This window comes from Streptomyces sp. NPDC087422 (assembly GCF_044744145.1).
Lineage (GTDB): Bacteria > Actinomycetota > Actinomycetes > Streptomycetales > Streptomycetaceae > Actinacidiphila.
On the sequence record NZ_JBIUXT010000003.1, the window covers coordinates 61,799 to 84,610 of the forward strand.

The 22,812-nt window shown below is 72.0% G+C and carries 22 protein-coding genes, 1 tRNA gene and 1 pseudogene; 12 read left to right on the forward strand and 12 right to left on the reverse strand.

The window, feature by feature from the left end; genetic code table 11:
• Window positions 1–2 precede the first annotated feature (2 nt).
• The 8 genes from ACIO6U_RS10025 to ACIO6U_RS10060 all read right to left on the reverse strand — a co-directional run bounded on the left by ACIO6U_RS10025 (window position 3) and on the right by ACIO6U_RS10060 (window position 8,409).
• A complete protein-coding gene (locus tag ACIO6U_RS10025; protein WP_401305913.1) occupies window positions 3–761 on the reverse strand; it encodes a DUF3152 domain-containing protein in 759 nt (252 codons plus the stop codon).
• Between the two features lie 290 nt (window positions 762–1,051).
• Window positions 1,052–1,465: a DUF3151 domain-containing protein gene (locus ACIO6U_RS10030; RefSeq protein ID WP_355346204.1), complete on the reverse strand. Its 414-nt coding sequence runs from the start codon at window positions 1,463–1,465 to the stop codon at window positions 1,052–1,054.
• 264 nt (window positions 1,466–1,729) lie between these two features.
• Window positions 1,730–2,752: a class II fructose-bisphosphate aldolase gene (gene fbaA / locus ACIO6U_RS10035; protein ID WP_355346207.1), complete on the reverse strand. Its 1,023-nt coding sequence runs from the start codon at window positions 2,750–2,752 to the stop codon at window positions 1,730–1,732.
• Window positions 2,753–3,059: 307 nt separating this feature from the next.
• Window positions 3,060–3,602 (reverse strand): orotate phosphoribosyltransferase, encoded by a 543-nt coding sequence (pyrE, locus tag ACIO6U_RS10040; protein ID WP_355346210.1) that lies wholly within the window; start codon window positions 3,600–3,602, stop codon window positions 3,060–3,062.
• 29 nt (window positions 3,603–3,631) lie between these two features.
• Window positions 3,632–4,435, reverse strand: coding sequence for an aldose 1-epimerase (locus tag ACIO6U_RS10045; RefSeq protein ID WP_355346213.1), 804 nt, complete (start codon window positions 4,433–4,435; stop codon window positions 3,632–3,634).
• 23 nt (window positions 4,436–4,458) lie between these two features.
• A complete protein-coding gene (locus tag ACIO6U_RS10050) occupies window positions 4,459–5,673 on the reverse strand; it encodes a CoxG family protein (RefSeq protein WP_401717273.1) in 1,215 nt (404 codons plus the stop codon).
• A 318-nt stretch (window positions 5,674–5,991) separates the two neighbouring features.
• Window positions 5,992–7,596, reverse strand: coding sequence for a polyamine aminopropyltransferase (locus ACIO6U_RS10055; RefSeq protein WP_391041565.1), 1,605 nt, complete (start codon window positions 7,594–7,596; stop codon window positions 5,992–5,994).
• A gap of 288 nt (window positions 7,597–7,884) precedes the next feature.
• Window positions 7,885–8,409, reverse strand: coding sequence for a DUF2617 family protein (locus tag ACIO6U_RS10060; protein ID WP_355346222.1), 525 nt, complete (start codon window positions 8,407–8,409; stop codon window positions 7,885–7,887).
• A gap of 426 nt (window positions 8,410–8,835) precedes the next feature.
• On the opposite strand from ACIO6U_RS10060, the gene ACIO6U_RS10065 reads away from it, so the two are divergent.
• Both ACIO6U_RS10065 and ACIO6U_RS10070 read left to right on the forward strand, forming a co-directional pair.
• The gene (locus ACIO6U_RS10065; protein WP_401717277.1) at window positions 8,836–9,993 is read left to right on the forward strand and encodes a pyridoxal phosphate-dependent aminotransferase; all 1,158 of its coding nucleotides are present in this window, start codon (window positions 8,836–8,838) and stop codon (window positions 9,991–9,993) included.
• A 758-nt stretch (window positions 9,994–10,751) separates the two neighbouring features.
• Window positions 10,752–10,825, forward strand: a tRNA-Ala gene (locus ACIO6U_RS10070).
• A gap of 81 nt (window positions 10,826–10,906) precedes the next feature.
• Here ACIO6U_RS10070 and ACIO6U_RS10075 read toward each other — a convergent pair.
• Window positions 10,907–11,449: a DUF6368 family protein gene (locus tag ACIO6U_RS10075; RefSeq protein ID WP_401717280.1), complete on the reverse strand. Its 543-nt coding sequence runs from the start codon at window positions 11,447–11,449 to the stop codon at window positions 10,907–10,909.
• A gap of 129 nt (window positions 11,450–11,578) precedes the next feature.
• Window positions 11,579–12,016, reverse strand: a complete 438-nt coding sequence (locus ACIO6U_RS10080; protein ID WP_401717283.1) for a DUF4259 domain-containing protein — start codon at window positions 12,014–12,016, stop codon at window positions 11,579–11,581.
• Between the two features lie 331 nt (window positions 12,017–12,347).
• On the opposite strand from ACIO6U_RS10080, the gene ACIO6U_RS10085 reads away from it, so the two are divergent.
• The 4 genes and pseudogenes from ACIO6U_RS10085 to ACIO6U_RS10100 form a co-directional block, all read left to right on the forward strand.
• Window positions 12,348–13,190 carry an ISAs1 family transposase gene (locus ACIO6U_RS10085; protein WP_401717286.1) on the forward strand — a complete coding sequence of 281 codons (843 nt, stop codon included), beginning with the start codon at window positions 12,348–12,350 and terminating at the stop codon, window positions 13,188–13,190.
• Window positions 13,191–13,901: 711 nt separating this feature from the next.
• The gene (locus ACIO6U_RS10090) at window positions 13,902–14,162 is read left to right on the forward strand and encodes a CopG family transcriptional regulator (protein ID WP_401717289.1); all 261 of its coding nucleotides are present in this window, start codon (window positions 13,902–13,904) and stop codon (window positions 14,160–14,162) included.
• On the forward strand, window positions 14,159–14,605 hold the full coding sequence (locus ACIO6U_RS10095; RefSeq protein WP_401717292.1) for a type II toxin-antitoxin system VapC family toxin: 447 nt from the start codon (window positions 14,159–14,161) through the stop codon (window positions 14,603–14,605). Before ACIO6U_RS10090 ends, ACIO6U_RS10095 begins: the two co-directional genes overlap by 4 nt.
• Before the next feature lie 15 nt (window positions 14,606–14,620).
• Window positions 14,621–14,815 (forward strand): annotated as a pseudogene (locus tag ACIO6U_RS10100) (aminotransferase); the annotation flags it as partial.
• Window positions 14,816–14,872: 57 nt separating this feature from the next.
• Here ACIO6U_RS10100 and ACIO6U_RS10105 read toward each other — a convergent pair.
• The gene (locus ACIO6U_RS10105) at window positions 14,873–15,844 is read right to left on the reverse strand and encodes a hypothetical protein (protein WP_401717294.1); all 972 of its coding nucleotides are present in this window, start codon (window positions 15,842–15,844) and stop codon (window positions 14,873–14,875) included.
• A gap of 1,091 nt (window positions 15,845–16,935) precedes the next feature.
• Between ACIO6U_RS10105 and ACIO6U_RS10110 the strand changes: the two genes are divergently transcribed.
• The 6 genes from ACIO6U_RS10110 (at window position 16,936) to ACIO6U_RS10135 (ending at window position 22,074) form a co-directional block, all read left to right on the forward strand.
• The gene (locus tag ACIO6U_RS10110; protein WP_401718482.1) at window positions 16,936–17,850 is read left to right on the forward strand and encodes an ABC transporter ATP-binding protein; all 915 of its coding nucleotides are present in this window, start codon (window positions 16,936–16,938) and stop codon (window positions 17,848–17,850) included.
• Complete coding sequence (locus ACIO6U_RS10115) at window positions 17,847–18,851, forward strand: iron-siderophore ABC transporter substrate-binding protein (protein WP_401717297.1); 1,005 nt, start codon at window positions 17,847–17,849, stop codon at window positions 18,849–18,851. The genes ACIO6U_RS10110 and ACIO6U_RS10115 overlap by 4 nt, the downstream gene beginning before the upstream one ends.
• A 20-nt stretch (window positions 18,852–18,871) precedes the next feature.
• Window positions 18,872–20,962 carry an iron ABC transporter permease gene (locus ACIO6U_RS10120; protein WP_401717300.1) on the forward strand — a complete coding sequence of 697 codons (2,091 nt, stop codon included), beginning with the start codon at window positions 18,872–18,874 and terminating at the stop codon, window positions 20,960–20,962.
• Between the two features lie 95 nt (window positions 20,963–21,057).
• Entirely contained in the window at window positions 21,058–21,324 is a 267-nt protein-coding gene (locus ACIO6U_RS10125; protein WP_391041576.1) for a type II toxin-antitoxin system prevent-host-death family antitoxin, read from the forward strand.
• Between the two features lie 9 nt (window positions 21,325–21,333).
• Window positions 21,334–21,594 carry a Txe/YoeB family addiction module toxin gene (locus ACIO6U_RS10130; protein ID WP_355346234.1) on the forward strand — a complete coding sequence of 87 codons (261 nt, stop codon included), beginning with the start codon at window positions 21,334–21,336 and terminating at the stop codon, window positions 21,592–21,594.
• Window positions 21,595–21,696: 102 nt separating this feature from the next.
• Entirely contained in the window at window positions 21,697–22,074 is a 378-nt protein-coding gene (locus ACIO6U_RS10135) for a VOC family protein (protein ID WP_355346237.1), read from the forward strand.
• Between the two features lie 12 nt (window positions 22,075–22,086).
• On the opposite strand, the gene ACIO6U_RS10140 is transcribed toward ACIO6U_RS10135, so the two are convergent.
• A complete protein-coding gene (locus ACIO6U_RS10140) occupies window positions 22,087–22,686 on the reverse strand; it encodes a GNAT family N-acetyltransferase (protein WP_401717303.1) in 600 nt (199 codons plus the stop codon).
• Window positions 22,687–22,812 lie beyond the last annotated feature (126 nt).

Consider the following 22,812-nt stretch of genomic DNA (forward strand, 5'->3'; position numbering starts at 1 on the left):
CCTCACTCCACCCCCGGACCTCCCACGTACGTCCCCTTCGGGTCGTACGGCCACTCGTTCGCTCGGCACCCGTTCAGGCCCTTGATCTGCTGCATCATCACCGGGGCCGGCTTCCCCGGGCCCGGGCAGCCCTCGTGGCCGTGGCCGATGCGGTGGCCGACCTCGTGGTTGATGATCAGGGCGCGGTAGCCCTCGATGGGGCCCTTGAACTCGGGGGAGCCGAGCAACCAGCGCTTGAGGTTGACGACGACGGTGGAGCCGACGTCGCAGTTGACCTCGCCGCGGGTGAGGAGACCGGCGGCGCCGCAGATGTCGTCGACGGTGTCGGGGGTGGCGATCTTGACGACGAAGTCGGCGCGGCCGGAGGAGACGAGCTGGAAGCCGTCGTGGCCGTCGGCGGTCCAGCCGCGGGGGTTGGCGAGGATGGCGGCGATCTCGTGGGCGGCGTCGGCGGCGGACAGGTCGATACCGCCTTCGACCTCAACCTTGTAGCGGCGGATGGTGCCGTGTCCCGTGGCCTTGCCGCTGGCGTCGGCGGTGCTGAAGCGACCGGTGCCGGAGACGGGCACCTTCGGCGGCTCCGCCTTGTCCCTCGCGGACGGCGGAGTGCCGCCCCCGGTGTCACCGTCACTGCCGCTGGCGTCGCGGGCCGGTGCCGTGGTGGCGCCGAGGCCGTGGTCGATGGCGGCGGCGGAGTCGACGTTCCTGCCGTGGTTCCAGGTGGCGTACCCGACGCCCGCCGTCACCATGATCAGTCCCACGGCCAGGGCGGAGCCGACTATCGCGGCGCGGCCCCTTGTCCGACGTCGGCCCGGTTGACGGCGTGGCTGTGCCAAGACTCCCCCTGCGCTGGCGCAGCGGTCGTCGAGGCCCCGGCTCCCCGGCCGGTCGCACCCCGTGCTGCGTGTGGACAACCGGATCAGAATCGCACATTGATACGGAGGCTGAGGCGTCGGTCCGCCCTTGTGGCACGACTGCGACAAAGCACGTTCCCCCTGGTGAGACCCAGGGGGAACGCGGGGGAAACAGGAAAAGAAGGGCGGGCCGGCCGTCAGGTCAGGGTGTCGGCGGCGGTCGGCGAGCTGTCCCGCAGGAAGACCGTGCAGCGCTCGTACTCGTCCTGCTCGCCGATCGCCTGGGCGGCGCGGGCCAGCGCGTGCAGGGCGCGGAGGAAGCCGCGGTTCGGCTCGTGCTCGAAGGGCACGGGACCGTGGCCCTTCCACCCGGCGCGGCGCAGCGAGTCGAGGCCGCGGTGGTAGCCGGTACGGGCGTAGGCGTACGACTCCACGACGCTGCCGGCCTCGAAGGCGTCGTCGGCGAGCTGCGCCCAGACCAGCGAGGAGGCCGGGTATTTCGCCGCGACCTCGGCGGGCGCGGTACCGGAGGCGAGCAGTTCGCGCGGCTCCGGGTCTTCGGGCAGATGGGTCGGGGCGGGTCCCCCGAGCAGGTTCTCGTTGATGGCCATGCGTTCCAGTCTGCCCGAGCCCCCACCGGAAAGGCCCCCGGCAGATGCCAGGGGCCTTCGGCGACGAGCCCGAAACCGCGCGGGGAGGCCCGGAGGCCGCCCGCACATCCAGCCGTACGAGCACCGACAACGTCATGCGGTCCGTCCCGGAACCCGTCCGGAAGCCGATCCTGTGCAGTACGCCGTCCCGGAACCCGTCCGGAAGCCGGTCCCGTCCGGAAGCCGGTCCCGTCCGGAACGCCGTCCCGGAACCCGTCCGGAGGACTACTTGCGCTTGTTGCCCGCCGACCGCAGGTTCTCGGCGGCGACGACCACGCGGGCGGCCATGCCGGCCTCGGCGGCCTTGCCCCAGACGCGGGGGTCGTACGTCTTCTTGTTGCCGACCTCGCCGTCGACCTTCAGGACGCCGTCGTAGTTGCGGAACATGTGGTCCGCGACGGGCCGGGTGAAGGCGTACTGGAGGTCGGTGTCGATGTTCATCTTGACAACGCCGTTCTCCAGCGCCTCGTTGATCTCCTCGAGCGTGGAGCCCGAGCCGCCGTGGAAGACGAAGTCGAAGGCGTTGGCCTTGCCGTACTTCTGGGCGACCGCGTCCTGGAGCTCCTTGAGGATGCCAGGACGCAGGACGACGTTGCCCGGCTTGTAGACGCCGTGGACGTTGCCGAAGGAGGCGGCCAGCAGGTAGCGGCCCTGCTCGCCCAGGCCGACGGCCTCGACGGTGCGGTAGGCGTCGTCGACGGTGGTGTAGAGGTTGTCGTTGATCTCGTGCGAGACGCCGTCCTCCTCACCGCCGGTCGGGGTGATCTCCATCTCCAGGATGATCTTGGCCTTGACGGCCTCGGCCAGCAGTTCCTTGGCGATGGCGAGGTTGTCGTCCAGGTTCTCCGCCGAGCCGTCCCACATGTGGGACTGGAACAGCGGGTCGCGGCCCGCGGCCACGCGCTCCTGCGAGACCTTCAGCAGCGGACGCACGTACGCGTCCAGCTTGTCCTTGGGACAGTGGTCGGTGTGCAGCGCGACCGTGATCGGGTACTTCTCGGCCACGATGTGCGCGAACTCGGCGAGCGCGACCGAGCCGGTCACCATGTCCTTGTTGTACTGACCGCCCAGGAACTCCGCGCCGCCCGTGGAGATCTGGATGATGCCGTCGCTCTCCGCCTCGGCGAGGCCGCGCAGCGCGGCGTGCAGGGTCTGCGACGAGGTGACATTGATGGCCGGGTAGGCGAACTTGCCTGCCTTCGCCCGGTCGAGCATCTCGCTGTAGACCTCGGGGGTTGCGATGGGCATCGTGTCCGCTCCTCATGATCTGCGGGTGGTCCTGCTGTGGCCTTACTGGCGTGGCGACGTCTTTGTCGCCCCCATCTTCCCAGACTCGAACGGATACACCACCTCCGTGCACACCCAGTGGACGACGGCCTCTGGAGTGTTTCACGTGAAACACTCCAGAGGCCGGAAAAACGCAGGTCAGAGCCGGTCGAAAGCGCTCAGGACCCGGTCGGGGCAAGCTCGGAGGCCGCTCAGCGCCGACTCAGGACCGGCTCAGGACCGGCTCAGGACCGCGACACGGCTGCGCGGCTCAGGCGGCTCACGCGACTCAGGCGAGGCCCAGGTCGTCCAGCGAGTACGCGGCCAGGTACGGCAGTCCCGCGTCCGCGATCGCCCCGGCCGCGCCGCGGTCCACGATGACGGCGACGGCCACCACCTCGCCGCCCGCCTCCCGTACCGCCTCGACCGCGGTCAGCGGCGAACCGCCCGTGGTCGAGGTGTCCTCGACCACCAGCACGCGGCGGCCCTTGACCTCGGTGCCCTCGATACGGCGCTGCAAGCCGTGCGCCTTGTTGGCCTTGCGGACCACGAACGCGTCGAGCCGCTGCCCGCGCGCCGCGGCGGCGTGCAGCATCGAGGTGGCCACCGGGTCGGCGCCGAGCGTCAGCCCGCCCACCGCGTCGAAGTCCAGTTCGGCGGTGAGGTCGAGCATCACCTGTCCGGCGAGCGGCGCGGCCTCGCCGTCCAGGGTGATCCGGCGCAGGTCGACGTAGAAGTCGGCCTCGAGCCCCGAGGAGAGGGTCACCTTGCCGTGCACCACGGCCTTGTCCTTGATCTGCCGCAGCAGCGCGTCTCGCGTCTGGTCACTCATGCCGACCAGTATCCCGGCAGGCCGGGGGCTCAGCCGATCCGGTGCCAGGTCCACTCCGTGCTGATCTCCAGCGGGTCGATCGGGGTGACCAGGCGGGGCAGGGTGTTGAGGCCGTTCGGCGGGCCGGACTGGGGCTCGACACAGACCGCCTCGGTCGGCTCGGTGTAGACGACCGCCCATTCGGAGGGGCTGGTCACCCGGACCGTCATCTCGCCGGGCCAGGTGAGGGTGATGTCCACGCCGTCGGGCATGCCGAAACAGTCGTCCCAGGGGCCGGGCCTGGGGTCGACGCGGTTGCCGTTCGGCAGGTGGTTGTCGCCGCGCTCCTCCTGCCAGGCGGCGGTGAAGGCCAGTTCGACGTCCTGGCCGCCCTGGCCGAGGTTGCGCAGCCACCACGGGTGCCAGCCCGCCTGCGCGGGGAAGGAGTCGCCGGACGCGTCCGCCTCGACGCTGAGCGTCAGCTTCACCGAGTGCGGGGCCAACTCGACGGTGTGCGTCACCCGTCCGGGGTACGGCCACGGCTCGGCGAGGTCGAAGTAGTACGCGGCGGTGGTCTCGGTCGCGGGCGCGGCCTCCTGCCAGGCGGTGTGGCGCCCGGTGCCGTGGATGGCGTGCGGGGGCGCGTCGACGGGGAGTTGATGGGTGACGCCGCCGTTGCGGAACACCCCGTTCTCCGTACGGCCGCACCACGGCACCATCAGGAAGGCGCCGAATTTGTCTCCCTGGCGCAGGAGTTCGGTCCCGCCGACCTTCAATGAGGCGATCCGGCAGCCGTCGTGGGGCCGCAGGATCAGTTCGGCGTCGCCCGCCGTCAGCTTCGTCTCGTTCGACACGGAACGAGAGTAACCGGGCTGTGTTACCTGCGGCGTCGCAGCACCCGGCCGACGACCACGGCGGACGCGACGAGAGCCGCGGCGGCGGGGGCCGCCCAGCGCAGGGTCGCCGCCGCGGAGGTGGCGTCCGGCGCGGGTACGGGCGCGTAGCGTCCGCGCGGCGGCGCGTGGTCGACCTCCTCGGCGCTGCGGCCGATCATCGTGCGGCGGGCGTGCGCGGCCTCGGCGGGCGGCACCAGGTCGTCCAGCGCGGCGGCGCTCTCCGGGACCTCCACCTCGACCTCGACCAGCTCGAAGTCGTCCAGGTCGGACGGCGGGGCGGGCTCGCCGAGGTCGTCCACGACGTCCGCCTCGGGCTCGGCGGGCTCGGCATCCTCATCGGAGTCGGCCTCGTCCGAGTCGGCGGCGGCGTCGGTGTCGGTGTCGGAGGGGTCGGACTCCGTGGTGATCCTGGAGTCCCCGGCGGGCGTGTCGGCGGTGTCCTCCGCGGTGTCATCAGCGGTGTCAGCCGTATCGCCAGCGGTGTCGGCGGCTTCCTCGGCCGCGGCGTCCGCCGCTCCCGCCTCGGCGCCCGGCTCGTCCGGCCGCTCCGCCGATTCCGGCCGCTCCAACGATTCCACCTGCTTCAGCGATTCCGCCCGCTCCGCCGATTCCGCCCGCTCCGAGGATTCCGGCCGCTCCGAGGCCGCCCCTGCCTCCACGACCGGCACGATCGTTTCTTCGACGGTCACGTCCGAGGGCGCCGGGTCCGGGGCCGTCTCCTCCTCCGGCGCGTGCGCCGCCAGGTCCGCGGAGAAACGGTCCAGCAGCCGCCGTACCGCCGCTTCCACGACGTCCGGCTCGTACGACGCCAGGCGGCCCTCGGCCTGGGCCGCGCCGCGGAAGATCAGCAGGGCGCCCGGCTCCGGGTGCGTGGCCTCGGCCACGACGATCTCCAGCGTGGCCTTGACCGTGCCCGTACCGCGCACCTCCGTACCGCTCGCCTCCGCCGCGAAGGGCGACGAGGCGCCGGTGACGCGGACCGTGCCGCGGTAGGTGATCGTGGAGCCGCCCACGCGCAGCCGGAGGCGGCCCGCGGCGCCGCCTTCCGGCGCGGACCCGTCAGCCCCGTCGGCGCCGTCCGCGGCGCCGGACGCGTCCGGCTGCCAGCCGGGCAGGCTCGCGGTCACGCGCGCGGGGCTGCGCAGGGCGTGGCCGATGCGGGTGGGGCTGACCGGGACGAAGACCTCGTGCTCCATGCGGCGGAGCCTACCCATCGGGACGGTGCCACGCGGCTTCGCGGGCGGAACTTTTTACGGGCATACGTGGCACGCGGCCCGGGCCCGTACGGACGCGCCCGCCGCCGTACACCCGCCGCCGTACACCTGCGGGCCCCGGCCCGTACGGACGCGCCCGCCGCCGTACGCCACCGCCGTACACCCGCCCCCTTGTGCACACGCCCGGCGCCGCACACCCGTCCCCCTGTCGACGCACCCGCCGCCGTACACCCGCCCCCGCACCCGTACGCGGGCGTCCCGTCCCCTTACGCCACCCGGCGTCCCCGCCGGCCGGCCGTCTCACCGCACCCTCGGGCGCAGCAACGTCGAGGCCGGGAGGGACTCGGTGGGGCGGCCGGCCAGCGGGGCGGCGGCGGCCTTGCGCAGCAGCGCGGGGGTCAGCCAGAGGTCAGGGGGGTGGCGGGGCGGGAGGGCGATGGCGGGGGTGGTGAGGCCGGACAGCACGAAGCCCCAGTTCGTGGCGGACGGCGGCACCGAGCCCGACCAGCGGTCGGGCCCCGCCTGCGCCCCGCACGTGCGGCCGGTGATCCAGTACGGCGCCGTCCGCAGCCCCACCGCCCGCAAGGTGGCCTCGATGGTCCAGAAGGTGTGCGTGGAGGCGCTGGGCGTGCCCGCGTGAACGGCGAGCCGCCCGCCGGGGGCCAGCGTGCGCGCGGCGAGCCCGTAGAACTCCTCCGAGTACAGCTTCGCGCTGCGCGAGATCCCCGGGTCCGGCAGGTCGGCGATGATCACGTCGAACGGTCCGCGCCGCTCCTCGCGCAGCCAGTCGAAGGCGTCGGCCGTGACGGCGGTGACGCGCGGGTCGTCGTACGCGTGCCGGTTGAGCGCGGACAGGCCGGGGTCGGTACGGGCGAGGCGGACGAGTTCGTCGTCGAGGTCCACGACGGTGACGGCGCGGACCCCGCTGTAGCGCAGCGTTTCGCGCAGGGCGAGGCCGTCGCCGCCGCCGAGGATGAGGACGCGGCCGTGCGGGCCGTTCATCGCGGGGTGCACCAGGGCCTGGTGGTAACGGAATTCGTCCGTTCCGCAGACCCGTAGCCGTCCGTCCAGGAAGAGTTGGAGCGGGGCTCCGGTCCTGCCGCCGCCGGTGAGGACGATCTCCTGCACGGCGGTCTGTTCCGCGACGCGCACCTGTCCCCCGTACACCGCGTGCCGCGCCGCCGCTTCGAAGGGCCCGGCGGCAGCGGCGGCGGCGCCGAGCACCGCGAGCACGGAGACGTTCGCGGCCAGCAGCCACCAGCGGGTGCGGGCGGACAGGTCGCCGCGGAAGAGCCACAGCACGGTCGCGCCGCCCGCCACCGCGTTGACCACGCCGGTGGCCAGCGCGCCGGTCAACTGCCCGAAGTGCGGCAGGAGAAGGAAGGGGAAGGCGAGGCCGCCGACGAGCGCGCCCACGTAGTCCGCGGCGAAGAGGTCGGCGACGGCGCCGCCCGCGTCCTGCCGCCGGATCCGCTGGACGAGCGTCATCAGCAGCGGCACCTCGGCGCCGATCAGCACGCCGATCGCGAACGCGCAGCCGATCATGGCCAGTCGGGCCTGTCCCGCCCACGCGAAGCAGGCGTAGAGCGCCATCACCGACAGCCCGCCGACCAGCGCGAGCGCCGTCTCGACGGCGGCGAAACCGGCCGCGGCCCGTATCCGCAGCCGCTTGGCGAGCAGCGAGCCGCAGCCCATCGCGAAGACCATCACGGAGAGGATGACCGACGCCTGGGTGACGGAGTCGCCGACCAAGTAGGAGGCGAGCGCGACGAGTTCGAGCTCGTAGACCAGGCCGCAGGCGGCGCAGACGAAGACGGCGGCCAGGACCAGCGCGCGTGCGGCGCCCGCGGCCACGGGAAGCCGCAGGTCGAGTGGTGCCGCGGTGCGGCCTGGCTGGTCGATCATGAGTGCACGCTATGTCAGTCCGGTGGCGGCACAAGTCACCCACAGGGGTGTAATCAGGGGCGGTTGACGGCGCTTTCGCGGACCGCACCGGCGCACGGGGGTACGGGTGCGGCGCACGGTGTGGACGTATGTACCGTCGGCCGTACGGGCGTTCGTCCGTCGGTGCGTACGGAGGTACGGTTCGCGCGCCGGACCGCCCGCGCGCGGGTGCCGCCGACGTACGTCCGTACCGCACGGGTCGGAAGGCGCGGCTCCGCGCGGACCGGCGCCGTACGCCCCAACACCCCTTCAAGGAAGGGCGTTCACCCGGGTCCTGGTGGTGACCAGCCGTCCCTCCTGCGGGTACGCGTGCCAGGTGCGCCACCGCACGCTGCCCTCCGCGCACTGCACGAGCATCGCGGTGAAGGCGTGCGGGTCGCCGGGGAAGGTGCCCGCGAGGCCGTTGGGGTGGTCGGCGACCAGCGCGAGCAACTCCTGGGCGCGGCCCGCGAAGGAGCCCTGCGACAGCGTCTCGATCCGGGCCGCGAACTCGTAGTCCCAGCCGCCGACCCTGCGTGCCACGCCGAACGGCAGCGGCGCCTGGCTGCCCGGCATGCACGCGACGGTCTCCGAACACCCGCCGTCACGACCGGTGTCGACCAGTACCTGGTGGGACGCGCCGAGCAGCCGCATCTGGACCTTGGCCCGCAGCCCGCGCGTGTCGCCGACTTCGAGGTCGAGCACGGCGAGCGCGGGCAGCGGGTCCTTCCCGAGACACCACGCGAGGTCTCCGGCACGGGTGTCGGTGTAGGCGGTCTGGAGGGTGGTGAGCATGGGTCGGCTCCGCAAGCACGCAGTGGATGATGGGCCGACCCGCGTCTGACGGAGAGACGCGGCGGCTCGGTGCCCACGTGGGGTCCGGTAGATCCGAGAGCTACGGAATCATGAAACTCGCGCCGTCCTCAGCGTTTTTACCCATCTGTGCGTACTTTCCATCCCTTGGAGCGCTTAAGGGCTCACGTGTTCACTACGTCGTTCCCACACCGCTTCCGGGCGCGCCCGGCGCACACCCCCGGCTGCGGACGCCGTACGGTACGGAACCCGGGACGCGTCCCGGTACGGTCCCCGTACGGTTCCGACGGAGAGTGGGTGCGGGAAATGGGCGGGTGGGAAGCGGACGGGCCGGAAACGGACGGGCTGGGAGCAGACGGGCGGGAAATGGCCGGGCTGGAAGCGGGCGGGCTGGAAGCAGGTGGGCGCATGCGGGACAGGCCGCTGCTGAACCGCCGCCTCGACGGCCTCGGTACGACGATCTTCGCCGAGATGTCGGCGCTGGCCCTCTCGACCGGCGCGATCAACCTCGGCCAGGGCTTTCCCGACACCGACGGTCCCGAGTCCGTACGGGAGGCGGCCGTCCGCGCCCTGCGCGACGGCCGCGGCAACCAGTACCCGCCGGGCCCCGGCGTCCCCGAGCTGCGGCGCGCCGTCGCCGACCACCAACGCCGTTTCTACGGGCTCGACTTCGACCCCGACACCGAGGTCCTGGTCACCGCGGGCGCCACCGAGGCCATCGCCGCCGCGATGCTCGCCCTGCTCGAACCGGGCGACGAGGTCATCGCGTTCGAGCCGTTCTACGACTCCTACGCCGCCTGCATCGCCATGGCGGGCGCCGTCCGCGTCCCCCTGACCCTGCGCGCCCCCGACTTCCGCCCCGACCTCGACGCCCTGCGCGCCGCCGTCACGCCTCGTACGCGGCTGCTCCTCCTCAACTCCCCGCACAACCCGACGGGCATGGTCCTCACCCCCGCCGAACTCACCGAGATCGCCGCCATCGCCGTCGACCACGACCTCCTCGTGGTCACCGACGAGGTCTACGAGCACCTCGTCTTCGACGGCGTCCATACCCCCCTGATCTCCCTCCCCGGCATGCGCGACCGCACGGTCTCCATCTCCTCAGCGGGCAAGACCTTCTCGTTCACGGGTTGGAAGGTCGGCTGGGTTACCGCCTCCGCTCCCCTCCTCGCGGCCGTGCGCACCACGAAGCAGTTCCTCACCTACGTTGCCTCGGGCCCGTTCCAGTACGCCATCGCGGAAGCCCTCCGCCTCCCGGACGCGTACTTCACCGCTTTCCGCGACGACCTCCAGACCAAGCGCGACCTCCTGGCCGACGGCCTCACCGCGGCCGGCTTCGAGGTCTACCGCCCCCAGGGCACGTACTTCATCACGACGGACATCGCAGCCCTCGGTGAGAAGGACGCCCTGACCTTCTGCCGCGCCCTCCCCGAACGCTGCGGCGTCGTCGCCGTCCCCAACTCCGTCTTCTACGACCACCCCACCGCCGGCCGCACCCAGGTCCGCTTCGCCTTCTGCAAGCGGCAAGACGTCCTCAAGGAAGCGGCAGCCCGCCTCCACGGATAGCAGCTCACAGCTGTAATGCAGGGTCCGGGTGGCGGCAGAGAGTCGTCCGCCCGGTTGCTGAACATCCCCACTGCCAGGGCAGCGGTTCACTGAGGCTTCGTCGGCCACACGTCCGGCGCTCTGGCCGACCGGCGGTGCGGGGCCTCTGCCGTGCGCAAGTGGGCTGCAAAGGCGAGGCCCGTGACAGTCGAGACGTAGGCTGGTCCACAGTGCTTCCTCACTCGGCGCCGTATCGGCTGGCAGGCCAGCGGCGCCGGGGTAGATCGTTTAGGGCGGTCGTCATGCGCTCCGGCGGGTGGTGCTCCAACGCCACAGGGCCGGGCGGCCGTCGGTCGGAGGTCTGGCTCCCTCCAAGCGGCGGATGACAACAATGATCCGCAGAAAACACGTTTTGCCTGACGGCATTTTCCGGGCTACAAAGCGGACCGGAACACCACACCCTCAGTCGGCCCTCTCCACGACCCCACCGTCTCCCGCATCCATCCCATGTCTCCTCGCTCGCCATCGGCACGACTCGTCAGCAGGAGAAACCCGGTCCTCGAGCCCCCGCGCCGGAGCCGACAGTCCCACACGATCAGGAGCTGGGTCAGACCGGAAATCCGTGATAGAAGCCGATGGCGCAGCCCCGACGGGCTTCGTTCACGTCCGGCGGCCCCGACTCAGCCTCCGCAGGCTGGCCGCACCGAGCGATCTACCATCACGCTCGAATAATTCGGGAGCGGTGGAGTGCAGGTGGCTCGTACGATCGCGAGCGGGATGGGGCTCGTAGCGCAGTGGTCGTCGCGCCTTCACCGCATGTGGGAGGACCCCGGTTCGAATCCGGTCGGCCCCATCCCCTTCCTGCGCGGGATCGGTCTCCTTCCGATCAGCGAAGCTGGGGGCACCTGGGGTCCGGGAAACGTCCTTTTCCCGGCTACTTCAGGAGTCGGAAGCCGGGCTGTTGTACCCACGCCCTGAGGAAGTCGGCTGAGCCGTACGCGGCGAGCCACGGATCGGTCACCGTCGCGACGATGCCCGGAAGGCCGGTCACGATCGGTACCTGGTCCTCCCGTAGTTCGACGTTGGCGATGCCGCCGATCAAGTCCATGACGGCGGCGGTCAGCAGGGCCGCCACGACATGGTCGACGGGACTGTTGCAGAACGCGACGACATCGACGGCGTGGGTCGGAGCGAACCCGATAAGAGGTTCCTGGTCGACCTCATCGGCGTGTTCGGCCTCGAAGACGACCTCGTCGCCGATACCGGATCCCACGAGGGAGACCAAGATGGGCCGACGTCCGTCTTCGCCCGAGGTGTCCGTGACACCAAGGCTCTCCGCGCGGATGTGCACGTTGTACTCGCCCAGCCGCGTCTCCTCAAACCCCACCGAGGAGCGAACCAGGAACTCGCGGACCCGCAGGATTGCCGCGTGCGACGGGGCCTCAGCCAATTCGATCACCAACACGGGTCCGCTCATGGCTCGGAGAGTAGCCAGGTGGGATCGCCGTCCCCAACGAATTACTCAGCGTGCCGGCTCCTCAAACCCGGGCCAGGCCGGGAGCCGATCGTGGCCCACCTCCCACGGTCCGTGGGTATACGTCACCGGTCAGATCCCGAAAACGGCCTCTTCTTGCGGCGGTACCGGAGGGTCGAGGACATCACGGAGGCGGGTGATGTCCCGGTGCCACTTCCGCCCTTCCGCAACGTCGTCCCACAGCTCTGCGATTTCCGACGACTCAGCCACCACCTGGTCCAGGGCTTCGACAGCGAGCGTCCGGAGTTCAGCCGAAAGCCCTGGCAACGGCTCCGACGGACTGTAGTTCGAACACGCGGGTCGGCCGCCCGGCTGCTGCGCGACGACCAAGGCTGCTGCGGCAACGGCTCGCTCGGCGTCAGGGGTCTCCAGGAAATCCGTGACATCGGCAGCGCGCTTGAGGACTCTGCGGATCATGGGCTCGCGCTCCTCCAGCGCCGCCTCGTCCAGGTCGCCGGCGAAGTCAGCGGCGGTGTCGTTGTCGAAGGGGCCGATGTCCCAGGTACCCACGTGATCTCCTCGCGGAGCATCCCGGGAATCCTCGCAGTGGCCACCGACAGCCGAGCCTGGAGCGTGCCTGCGCCACACAGCAGGCGGCGGGAGGCCATCGATTGGAGCACACGGGCTATTCCCTCGACATCGCGCAGCGCAACGGCATCGCGCATGACCGCATACGGGAGATCGCGACAGCCGTTGTCGGGGTACTCCTCTGAGTGCTCCAGCAGGTACAGCGTGCATGCGCCCCGTCCCCACGCCACCCTCACCCGGCTCTTGGCCGCCCTCGACGGCGATGCCCTGGACGCCGCGATCGGCGCCTACCTGGCCGAACGCGGCCACACCGATGCCCGCGCCGTCAGCTCGGCGCCCCGGGGCGGCGATCGCGGTGGACGGCAAGGCGCTGTCCGGGTCCGCGCACCGTCGGCAGCGCCACCGGCACCTGCTGTCTGCAGTCACCCACGCCCCCGCCGTCGCCCTGGCCCAGGCTGAGGTGGGGGTCAAGACCAACGAGACGGCCGCCTTCCGGCCGCTGCCCGAACCACTCGAACTGACCGGCGTCGTGGTCACCTTCGACTCCCTGCACAGCGTCAAAGACCAGGTGCGCTGGCTGGTGCAGGAGAAGAAAGCCCACTACATCGCGGTGATCAAGGGCAATCAGCCGACCGCGTCGGCCCAGCTCAAAGCGCTGCCGTGGCAGAAGGTGCCCGTGGCGCACACCGTCTCCCGGGCCGAACACGGGCGGAGGGAGTCCCGCTCGCTCAAGACCATGGCCATCGCGGCAGACCTGGGCGGGATCGCCTTCCCCGAAGCACGGCTGGCACTGCGCGTCCACCGGCGCCGACAGGAGTCCGGCAAGCGACAGACTCGGGAGACCGTCTACGCCGTCACCAGCCTCGACACCCACCAGGCCAGCCCCGCCTACCTGGGCGGATATGTCCGCAGGCACTGGGCAATCGAAAACTCCAGCCACCACGTCAGAGACATGACCTTCGCCGAGGACGCCTCCACCGTCCACACCGGCAGCGCGCCACGGGCGATGGCCTCCTTGCGGAACCTGGCCATCGGCAGGCTACGACTGCTCGGAGCGGACAACATCGCCAAGACCACCCGAGCGATCCGGAACGCACCCGAACACGCCCTCTGGATCTGGGGCATCACCGACAACCCACCCCGACACGGAACTTGAATCCGCCCTGGCAGTCGGCTGCCTGTCGGTTGAGGCCGACTGCGTGGTGATCACGCACCGAAGCCGTCGTCTGGGGCGTCGGCTTCCGGAGGCGTGCACTCATGGGTGGAAATTCCAGCGGCCGGCGCTGTCCGGAAGGGTGTCGGAGCCGGCCTCTGTCCGCAAGGTGAAGGTGGTCCCCGTCGACTCCACCTGTAGAGCCAGCTGTCCCGACGGCTGATGGACTGTCACTGGAACGAAGCGGCAGCCAATCGAGTCGAGCTCCGCTGTGACCTGCGCGTAGGTGAGGGATCCAGCGGACGTGGCGAGTGACTTCGTCTCTTGGACAGGAAGTTCGATGGCGTCTCGCCAGGCCTGCACGGTGATCACCGTGACGCGGCGGCAGCGGCACACGCAGAACTCGGCGTCTCCGTAGGAGAACAGGTGGGGCCAGAGAACAGGCACGTGATTGCGCCGTGCAGTGCCATGTGACTGACCCGTTCCCGGGCGGCGTGCCACGAGGTCCGCCGCTCCGCGGCCACCAGCGGCCGGTCCAGCAGCCCGGGTATGTGTTCCCGCCCGGCTGGAACCTCCTCCAGCACGTGCCAGGGCACCCCGGCCCCCAGTCATCCATGGCCCGGAGGCCAGGGGACGCGTTTCGCAGCCAGGCGCTGCTTAACTATGCCGCCGACCGACGTGCACCATTCGTGGTACATGGACTAATCTTGGTACATGCCTATGAAGCGCACCAACGTCTACGCCGACCCGGAAGATCTGGCGATCATCAAGGAAGCCGCGGCCCGGCGCGGGGTCAGTGAAGCCGAGATCATCCGGCAGGGCATCCATCTCGCCGCCATGGCGAACCGCGTCTGGGACGAACCGCTTTTCTCCCGCACCTTTGAAGGTTCGGGGCGTACTCCTTCCAAGGACGACGTCCGCAACGCGGTCGCCGACGGCGTCCGGCGCGAGGGCAACTCCGAGGTCACGGCGTGATCATCGTCGTCGCCGACGCATCGGGCCTGCTGGCCGCGCTCGACTCCACGCACCCGGAACACCAGGGGGCCAACGAGGCGATCATGGCTGCCGGACTCCTCGTGATGTCCCCACTGCTGCTCGCCGAGATCGATCATGTCGCGACCCGCGAGCTGGGACGGGAAGCGGCTGTCAGCGCGATCGACGACATCCGGCGGTGGATGCCCACAAGCCGGATCGTCGTGCCGGAAATCACCGAGGCTCACCTCTCAGCCGCACAAACGCTGCGCGCCCGGTATGCCGCGCTCAGCCTCGATCTCGCCGACGCCGTGAACGTCGCACTCGCTGCCGAGTACGACACTGACGCCGTTCTCACGCTCGACCGTCGGGACTTCCGTGCCGTCCGCCCATTGAGCCGGCACAAATCCTTCCGCATCCTGCCCGACGACCTACCGCTGCAATGAGTGCGTGAAAACGGCGTGGGCTGGGTGACGGGGCCGCGGGAGCTGGTGGCCGCCGTCCGCACGACGAAGCAGTTCCTCACCTACGTCGCCTCCGGGCCCTTCCAGTACGCCGTCGCCGAGGCCCTCGCCCTGCCCGACGCCTACTACGCCGACTTCGCCGCCGACCTCCGCGCCAAGCGCGACCTGCTGGCGGCGGGCCTCCGCGACGCCGCCGACCGCCTCCGCACGGCATTCAACAGCTGAGCGGGGCCGGGCTGCCGAGGCGGCTCAGCCGATCCGGTCCAGCGCCTCCGTGGCCGCGCGGCAGATCTGTTCGTCCAGGAGGATGCCGCCGCCGTAGCGGCGGTCCGCGTCCAGCACGGCGCGCAGCGTCGGCGCCGCGGCCGCCGCAGGGCTGCCGATGCGTCCCAGCGCCTGGACCGTTCGCAGGACGAGCGGCGTGACCTCGTACGCGGCCAGCGGCCGCAGTTCGGGCAGCAGGGTGTCGACGGCGGTGGCCGCGTCGCCGGTCAGCCGCCACCATGCCTCGGCCGCGCCGACCCGGCTCCACGCGCCGGGGCAGCCGAGCAACGGCCGGACGGCGTCCGCGTAGCGGAAGGCGAGGGAGCCGAGGTCGGCGAGACGGGCCAGTGCCGGGCGGCCGAGGCCCGCAAGGGCTGCCGCGCCGATCACGCGCAGGGCCAGTTCGGGGTCGCCGGTGACGCGCCAGTGCGCCCAGGCAGCGGTTTGCGCGCCGTGCCACCCCTGCGACGCGGGCGGCGGCACACAGCCGATTCCGTCGGCGCCGCGCGGGGGACGCAGGTCCCCGCGGGCGAGTCCGGCGAGCAGGTCGGCCATCGCCTCGCCGCCCGCCGTGCGGGCCGCGGGACCGATCCGCCCCAGGGCGTCGGCCGCGGGCCCGGCGTACGTCGTGTCGAGCAGTCCGGCCAACTCCGGTGTCGCGGGCACGGCGGACGGGCCCCACGCGGTGAGGGCGTTCAGCACCTCGGGTATGCCCCGGGCGCCGGGGCCGCCGCGGAGCCGTTCGCGGAAGGCGGGCAGCAAGTGCGGCGCCCACCGCAGGGGCGGCGGCTCGCCCCTGCGGTAATGGCTGCCGAAGCGCTCCCGGTACCGGGGCAGGGCACGGTCGTCGGCCGCGCCCATCAGCGCCCGCACTGCCAGATCGACGGTCAACGTTGAGGTGGCGGCCCGGTCCTGCTCTTGGACGAAGCGCGCCAGCCGGTCCGCGTACGGGGTCACCGCCGCTCCGCCCCCGGCGAGGAATGTCGAGCGCTTGCGCGCGGACCCGGTCCTCGTCGTCCAGTCCGGCGACGACCGCTTCCCACAGTCCGGCCGACGGACGCCGCCAGTACCGCAGTTGGGCGTCGGCTGCCACCAGGGCGGCGCGGCGCAGGTCCGCCCTCGGGGCCCCGGTCAACGCGCCGACCAGTTCCCGCGCCTCCCGCGGCTGCGCCCGCAGCGGATCCGCGAAGCCGCGGACCGCCTCGCGCCCCTGGGACCACCACGGCACGTCGGGCAGGGACGCGGCACCGAACGCGACGAAGGCGCTTCCGGCCGCGCCGCCGAGTCCCCTGGCGGCGGACGTTGTCGCGGTCGGCAAGGCGGCCCGGATCGCGGCCAGCCGGACCAGGGGGTCGGGGTGCGTCAGCCAGGGCCGGAACCAGGACGCGTCGGTGACCGCGCCGTGCGCCGACAGGCTTCCCAGCGCCAGTAGTTGGGCTTGCAGGGCCGTGGGGTCCGATTCAGCCGCCGCCTGCTTCCTGAGGCCGTCGAGGGCCGACGCGTCGTCGCCCGGGACCTCCCCCAGGAACACGGCGGCACAGGTCCGCACGCCCGCGTGCGGGTCGGACAGGAACGGGACCACCCGCGGCCGGCCGGCCACCAGCGCGGCCAGCGCCAGCCGGTCCTCCCGCCACCGCTTCCCGGACAGCAGGCGGGCCTGCCGGGCGAGCAGATCGAGGATCCTGCGGCGGTGGTGCGGGTCGAGGGCGGGGAGAAGACCGAGGAGAGCGGCGGCGGCCGGGGCGAAGTACGGGGCTCCGACGTGATCGCGGAGGCGCTTGTCCAACTCCGCCCAGGAGGCGCGCCGGTCGGCAGCCGTCAGGAGTCCGGCCAGCAGCCCCGGTGTCCGCTCGCGCCCGGGCGGGACCTCTTCCAGAACGTGCCAGGGCGCTCCGGCCCCCAAGGTGTCCACCAGGGGAGCCTAGAGAGGCCGGGTTCGGACGCGGGGGTGCGGGTCCCGGAGGGGCAGAGGTGACCCCGGCGGGAAGAGGGGATTAGGTTAGGCTAACCTAAGCGGTGTGAGAGCTGGGGAGAGTGCTGGCGGCGGGATGCCCTCGCGGGGGCATGAGTTGGCGGCCACAGGGATGACGGTCGCGTACGACCGGGTGGATGTCGTGCATGACGCCGCTGTGTCGCTGCGGCCGGGCGAGGTGACGGCGCTGGTGGGGCCGAACGGCAGTGGGAAGTCGACGCTGCTGCGGACGCTGGCGCGGTTGCAGCGGGCCCGGGAGGGCGCGTTGACGCTGGACGCGGGAACGGACGGATTCCAGCTCACGTCACGGGAGTTCGCGCGGCAGGTGGCGCTGCTGACCCAGGGGCGGCCGACGCCGAGCGGGCTGAGCGTGCGGGACGTCGTGGAGTTCGGCCGGTATCCGCACCGGGGGCGCTGGGGGCGGCCGGACCCCGGCGGGACCGGCGCGGTGGAGCGGGCGCTGACGCTGACCGGGGTCGAGCACCTGGCCGCGCGGGGCGTCGAGCACCTGTCGGGGGGACAGCTCCAGCGGGTCTGGCTCGCGAGCTGCCTCGCGCAGGAGACCGGCGTGCTGCTGCTCGACGAGCCGACGACGTATCTCGACCTGCGGTACCAGATCGAACTGCTCGACCTGATCCGCGACCTTGCCGACGACCACGGGATCGCGGTCGGCGTCGTCCTGCACGACCTCGACCAGGCCGCGGCCGTCGCCGACCGCGTCGCGCTGCTCCACGACGGCCGGATCGTCGCCGACGGCCTCCCCGAGGACGTCCTGACCCCCGAACGCCTCACCGAGGTCTACGGCATCCGGGTCGACGTCGACACCGACCCCTCGACCGGCCGGCTGCGGACCCGTGCCGTCGGCCGCCACCACAGCAGAAGCCAGACCGAGAACCGGACCACAAACGACCGGACTACAAGCGACCGGAACACAAACGACCCGACCACAAGCGACCGGACCAGAAGCGAAAGGCTCCACCCCACCTCATGAGACGCCTCCCCGTACCCGCCGCCGCAGCCACCGTCGCCGCCGTCGCGGCCCTCGCCCTGACCGGATGCGGAACGACGCACTCCGCCGCCGACGAGTCGGTCAAGTCCACGGACTCCGCCTCCGCTTCGGCCCCGGGGCCGATCACCCTCACCGACGCCAGCGGTACGGAGGTACGCCTCGACGCGCCCGCCACCAAGGTGATCGGCACCGAGTGGAACGTCGTCGAGGACCTGGTCGCGCTCGGCGTCGACCCGGTCGGCGTCGCCGATGTGAAGGGGTACACGGACTGGGACAAGGCCGCCCCGCTGAAGAACTCCCCCAAGGACATCGGCACCCGCGGCGAGCCGAGCATGGACACGATCGCGGCCCTGTCGCCCGACCTCATCGTCGCGACCACCGACCTCACCTCGTCCGCCGTGACCCAACTGCGGAAGATCGCCCCCGTCCTCCAGATCAGGTCCGCCGACTCCACCGACCAGATCGGCCTGATGACGAAGTCCCTCGACCTCATCGCGCAGGCGACCGGCACCACGCAGAAGGCGACCGAGGTCAAGCAGGCGTTCGACGCGAAGCTCGCGGAGGGCAAGAAGGCCCTCGCGGACGCCGGTCTCGCCGGGACCCCGTACGCCTTCGGGGACGGGTACGTGCAGGCCAACCAGGTCTCGATACGCCCGTTCACCAGCGGCTCCCTGATCGGGAACGTCAACGAGCGGATCGGCCTCACGAACGCCTGGAAGGTCAAGGGCGACAAGGACTACGGCCTGGCCACCACCGACGTCGAGGGCCTCACCGGGCTCGGCGACATCCGCTTCACCTACATCGCGAACGCCTCCGACGGCGACCCCTTCGCCGACACCCTCGCCAAGAACGCCGTGTGGAAGTCGCTGCCCTTCGTCAAGGCGGGCCACGTGAGCCGACTGCCCGACGGCGTCTGGATGTTCGGCGGTCCCGCGTCGATGGAGGCGTACGTGGACGCCGTCGTCGCCGCCCTCACGAAGTAGCGAAAGGGCGAAGCAGCGCCGTGAGCGTCACGACTCCCCCGCGCACCACCGAGCCCGCGTCCGACGCACGGACGGCCGCGCCCGCCCAGGGCGCGGCCGCGGTGACGGCCGGACTGGTCCTCGTCCTCGTCCTCGCGGTCGCCGTCCTCGCCGTCGTCGACATCACGCAGGGCACCGCCGACGTCGGCGCGGGCGAGGTGTGGAAGGCGCTGACCGGACGGGCGGAGCACGGCGACGCCTCCGTGGTCATCGCCTCGCGGCTGCCGCGCATGGTCGCGGGCCTCGTCGTCGGCGTCGCGCTCGGCGCGGCCGGCACCGCGCTCCAGGCGGTCAGCCGGAACGTACTCGCCGCGCCCGACACGCTCGCGGTCAACGCGGGCTCGTACCTGGCGCTCGGCATCCTCACCGTCACCGGCGCCTCGCTGCCGCTGCTCGCCTCCTCGGGCGTCGCGTTCGTCGGCGGTCTCGCGGCGGCGGCGCTGGTGCTCGCGCTGTCCGGGCTCGGGGCCGGGACCGTACGGCTGGTGCTGGCGGGCAGCGCCCTCGCGCTCGGCCTCGGCTCGGTCACCGACGCGCTGCTCCTGCTCTTCCCCGAGCAGACCAACGGCCTCTACCAGTGGAGCCAGGGCAGCATCAGCCAGAACGGCTTCGACGGCGTGAACCAGATGGCGCCGATCGCCCTGCTCGCCCTGCTCGGGCTGCTGCTGGCCGGCCGCCGCATCGACGCGCTCGCGCTCGGCGACGACGCGGCCCGCGGGCTCGGCGTGCCGGTCCTGGGCACCCGCGTCACGGTCGTCCTGCTCACGACGCTGCTGTCCGCGGCGGCGGTGACACTGGCCGGGCCGATCGGCTTCGTCGGCCTGTGCGCGCCCGCGCTCGTCCGCCCGCTGGCCCGGCGGTTCCGCGGTCTGGTCAGGGCGCGGGCGGCCGTTCCGGTCGCCGGGCTCGCCGGCGCGGCCCTGGTCCTCGGCTCCGACGTGCTGCTGCGGGCCACGGTCGGCGCCGAGTCGGCGGTCGCCGTGCCCACCGGGGTCATCACGAGCGTCGCGGGCTCCGTGTTCCTCGTCGTGATCGCGCTGCGCACCCGCGGCTCCGGCGCGTCCGCCGCGCCGGACCGGCTGCGTATCCCCAGCCGGGCGGCGTTCGTCGCCGTCCTGGCCGTACTCGTGGCCGTGTTCGTCGCCGCGGCCGTCGCGGCGGTGCTTCTCGGCGACACCAAGCTGCTGCTCGGCGACGTCGTGAACTGGGCGCAGGGCAGGGCCGACCACGTCGTCACCTTCGTCCTCGACACCCGCGTGCCTCGCGTGCTGGCCGCGCTCCTGGCGGGCGCCGCGCTCGCCCTGTCCGGGACGCTCGTCCAGGCCGTCACCCGCAATCCGCTCGCCGAGCCCGGCATCCTCGGCGTCTCGGGCGGCGCCGGTCTCGGCGCCGTGCTGCTGGTCACCACCGTGCCGACCGCCGGGTCGTGGAGCGTGGCGGGCGCGGCCTTCGCGGGCGCGGCGGCCACCGCCGCGGTCGTCTTCGGGCTCTGCGCCCGGGGCGGTTTCCAGCAGAACCGGCTCGTCCTGGTCGGTGTCGGCGCCGCCGCCGGGACCTCGGCCCTGATCAGCCTGCTCATCGTCCTCACCGACCCGTTCAACGCGACGAAGGCGCTGATCTGGCTGTCCGGTTCGACGTACGGCAGGACCATGACCGATGTGCTGCCGGTCGCGGCCGTCCTCGTCGTCGGCGCTGCCGTGGCCTTCTCCCGCCGCGCCGAACTCGACCTCGTCTCGCTCGACGAGGACACCCCGCGCCTGCTCGGCCTCGCCCTCGGGCCGACCCGCCTCGGCTTGCTCGCCGTCAGCGTCCTGCTCAGCGCCACCGCGGTCGCCGCCGCGGGCACGATCGGCTTCGTCGGCCTCGTCGCCCCGCACGCCGCCCGCGCCCTCGTCGGCCGCCGCCACATCCGCGTCATCCCCGTCGCCGTCCTCCTCGGCGCCACCCTCGTCTCCGTCGCCGACCTCCTCGGCCGCACGGTCATCGCCCCCGCCCAGCTCGGCGCGGGCCTGATGACAGCGGTCATCGGGGCGCCGTACTTCGTGTATCTGCTGGTCAGGACGCGGCGGTGACACGGTCACGACGGTGACAGTCGCGCCGGGCGCTCCGGCGCTTGTCACACCCCAGGAGATCGACGTACAATTTCCTGTACGTAAAGGAGCCGACTATGAAGACCATGACGTACTCGGAGTCGCGCGCGCGGTACGCCGAGGTGCTCAACTCCGTCAACGACGACCGCGAAGAGGTCGTCATCACCCGGGCCGGACACGACCCGGTCGTCATCGTCTCCCTCGAGGACTACGAGTCCCTGAAGGAGACGGCCTACCTGCTGCGCAGCCCGGCGAATGCCCGGCGCCTCCTCGCGTCCATCGACGAGTTGGAGAACGGCGGCGGCACGGTACGCGAACTCGTGACGGACACGACGGACGAATAAGGGCCGCGTGTGAAGATCACCTTCTCCTCCCGCGCCTGGGAGGACTACCTGTGGTGGCAGCTTCAGGACCGGAAGATCCTCAAGCGCATCAACACCCTCATCGCGGATATCGCCCGGAACGGGAACGAGGGGATCGGCAAACCGGAACCCCTCAAGCACGGATTCCAGGGCTACTGGTCACGCCGCGTCAATGACGAGCACCGCCTGATCTACCGCGTCACCGAGGACAGCGTCCTGATCGCACAGTGCCGGTACCACTACGAGAGCTGACCTCAAGGACCGACAGGACGGACCGATTCCCGGGGAGCGATGAGTTTTCCGTGCCCCGGCGGTCGTAGGGGGAGGTGTACCTACGAGGAACAGGGAGCGGTCATGTTCGGACAGACGCAGGCGTTCAGCGGATTCTCGGTGGACGACGTGGAAGCGGCGAGGAAGTTCTACGGGGAGACGCTCGGAATCCGGGTGTCCGAGGCGAACGGGCTGCTGACGCTGCACCTCGCGGGGGACCGCAATGTGCTGGTGTACCCGAAGGGGGCGGACCACCGGCCCGCCACGTTCACGATTCTCAACTTCCCCGTGCCGGACATCGACGCGGCCGTGGACGAGCTGGGCCGCCGGGGCGTGCGGTTCGAGCGGTACGAGGGGATGCCGACGGACGAGAAGGGGATCTTCCGCGGCGGCGGCCCGCTGATCGCGTGGTTCACCGACCCGGCCGGGAACGTGCTGTCCGTGCTGGAGCAGGACGCGTAGGGCCCGACGGCCTCACGCGGGCGGCCCGACCGCGTCCGTCGCGAGGCGCGCGTGCAGATGGGAGTCGTGGCGCGCGCCCGCCGGGTCGAGGAAGAAGGCCCGCATCAGGCCCTCCTCACGGAAGCCCGCGCGGGCGGCGACCCGGCAGGAGCCGGGGTTGGCCAGGGAGTGGTCGAGGCTGATGCGGTACACGCCGAGGCCGCCCGCGGCGGGGACGGCGAAGGCCCAGCCGGCGGCGGCGTGCAGGGCGCGGGCGGCGACGCCGCGGCCACGGGCGGCCGGGGTGACCCAGTACGCGGCCTCGGCCTGCCCGGGGACGCGGTGGACGTCGCGGATGGTGACGTAGCCGAGCAGGTCGTCCGAGGCGGCGTCGGTGACGGCGAGCGCGGCCGAACCGTTCTGCCAGGAGACCAGGCGCGGCGCGAGCCATATGGCGGCGCGGTCCGCGACCGGCGCGGCGTTGACGGCCAGGCCACCGGCCCAGCGCAGGATCTCCGGGTCCTCCATGGCGCGGGCGACGGCGGGCTCGTCGGACTCGGCGAAGGGGCGCAGACGCAGGTCACCTGCGGTGAGCTCGTGCGGGGTGAGGCTGCGGGCGAATGCGGAAGTCATGTCCGCACCCTAAGCCGGGGCCGGGGCGGCCCGACGATCACCCGGCGACGGCCCGAGGCGGTCGCCCCGGGACCGTTACGCCGGTCACCCCGCCACCACCCGGCGACCCCAAAAGCGACCCCCGGC

Bases quoted from the DNA above. Each gene is read 5' to 3' on its own strand.
- ACIO6U_RS10030 (WP_355346204.1), bottom strand. From the start codon at position 1,465: ATGGCCATCAACGAGAACCTGCTCGGGGGACCCGCCCCGACCCATCTG.
- fbaA (WP_355346207.1), bottom strand. From the start codon at position 2,752: ATGCCCATCGCAACCCCCGAGGTCTACAGCGAGATGCTCGACCGGGCG.
- pyrE (WP_355346210.1), bottom strand. From the start codon at position 3,602: ATGAGTGACCAGACGCGAGACGCGCTGCTGCGGCAGATCAAGGACAAG.
- ACIO6U_RS10050 (WP_401717273.1), bottom strand. From the start codon at position 5,673: ATGGAGCACGAGGTCTTCGTCCCGGTCAGCCCCACCCGCATCGGCCAC.
- ACIO6U_RS10055 (WP_391041565.1), bottom strand. From the start codon at position 7,596: ATGATCGACCAGCCAGGCCGCACCGCGGCACCACTCGACCTGCGGCTT.
- ACIO6U_RS10060 (WP_355346222.1), bottom strand. From the start codon at position 8,409: ATGCTCACCACCCTCCAGACCGCCTACACCGACACCCGTGCCGGAGAC.
- ACIO6U_RS10065 (WP_401717277.1), top strand. From the start codon at position 8,836: ATGCGGGACAGGCCGCTGCTGAACCGCCGCCTCGACGGCCTCGGTACG.
- ACIO6U_RS10075 (WP_401717280.1), bottom strand. From the start codon at position 11,449: ATGAGCGGACCCGTGTTGGTGATCGAATTGGCTGAGGCCCCGTCGCAC.
- ACIO6U_RS10085 (WP_401717286.1), top strand. From the start codon at position 12,348: ATGCCCGCGCCGTCAGCTCGGCGCCCCGGGGCGGCGATCGCGGTGGAC.
- ACIO6U_RS10090 (WP_401717289.1), top strand. From the start codon at position 13,902: ATGCCTATGAAGCGCACCAACGTCTACGCCGACCCGGAAGATCTGGCG.
- ACIO6U_RS10110 (WP_401718482.1), top strand. From the start codon at position 16,936: ATGCCCTCGCGGGGGCATGAGTTGGCGGCCACAGGGATGACGGTCGCG.
- ACIO6U_RS10115 (WP_401717297.1), top strand. From the start codon at position 17,847: ATGAGACGCCTCCCCGTACCCGCCGCCGCAGCCACCGTCGCCGCCGTC.
- ACIO6U_RS10125 (WP_391041576.1), top strand. From the start codon at position 21,058: ATGAAGACCATGACGTACTCGGAGTCGCGCGCGCGGTACGCCGAGGTG.
- ACIO6U_RS10135 (WP_355346237.1), top strand. From the start codon at position 21,697: ATGTTCGGACAGACGCAGGCGTTCAGCGGATTCTCGGTGGACGACGTG.
- ACIO6U_RS10140 (WP_401717303.1), bottom strand. From the start codon at position 22,686: ATGACTTCCGCATTCGCCCGCAGCCTCACCCCGCACGAGCTCACCGCA.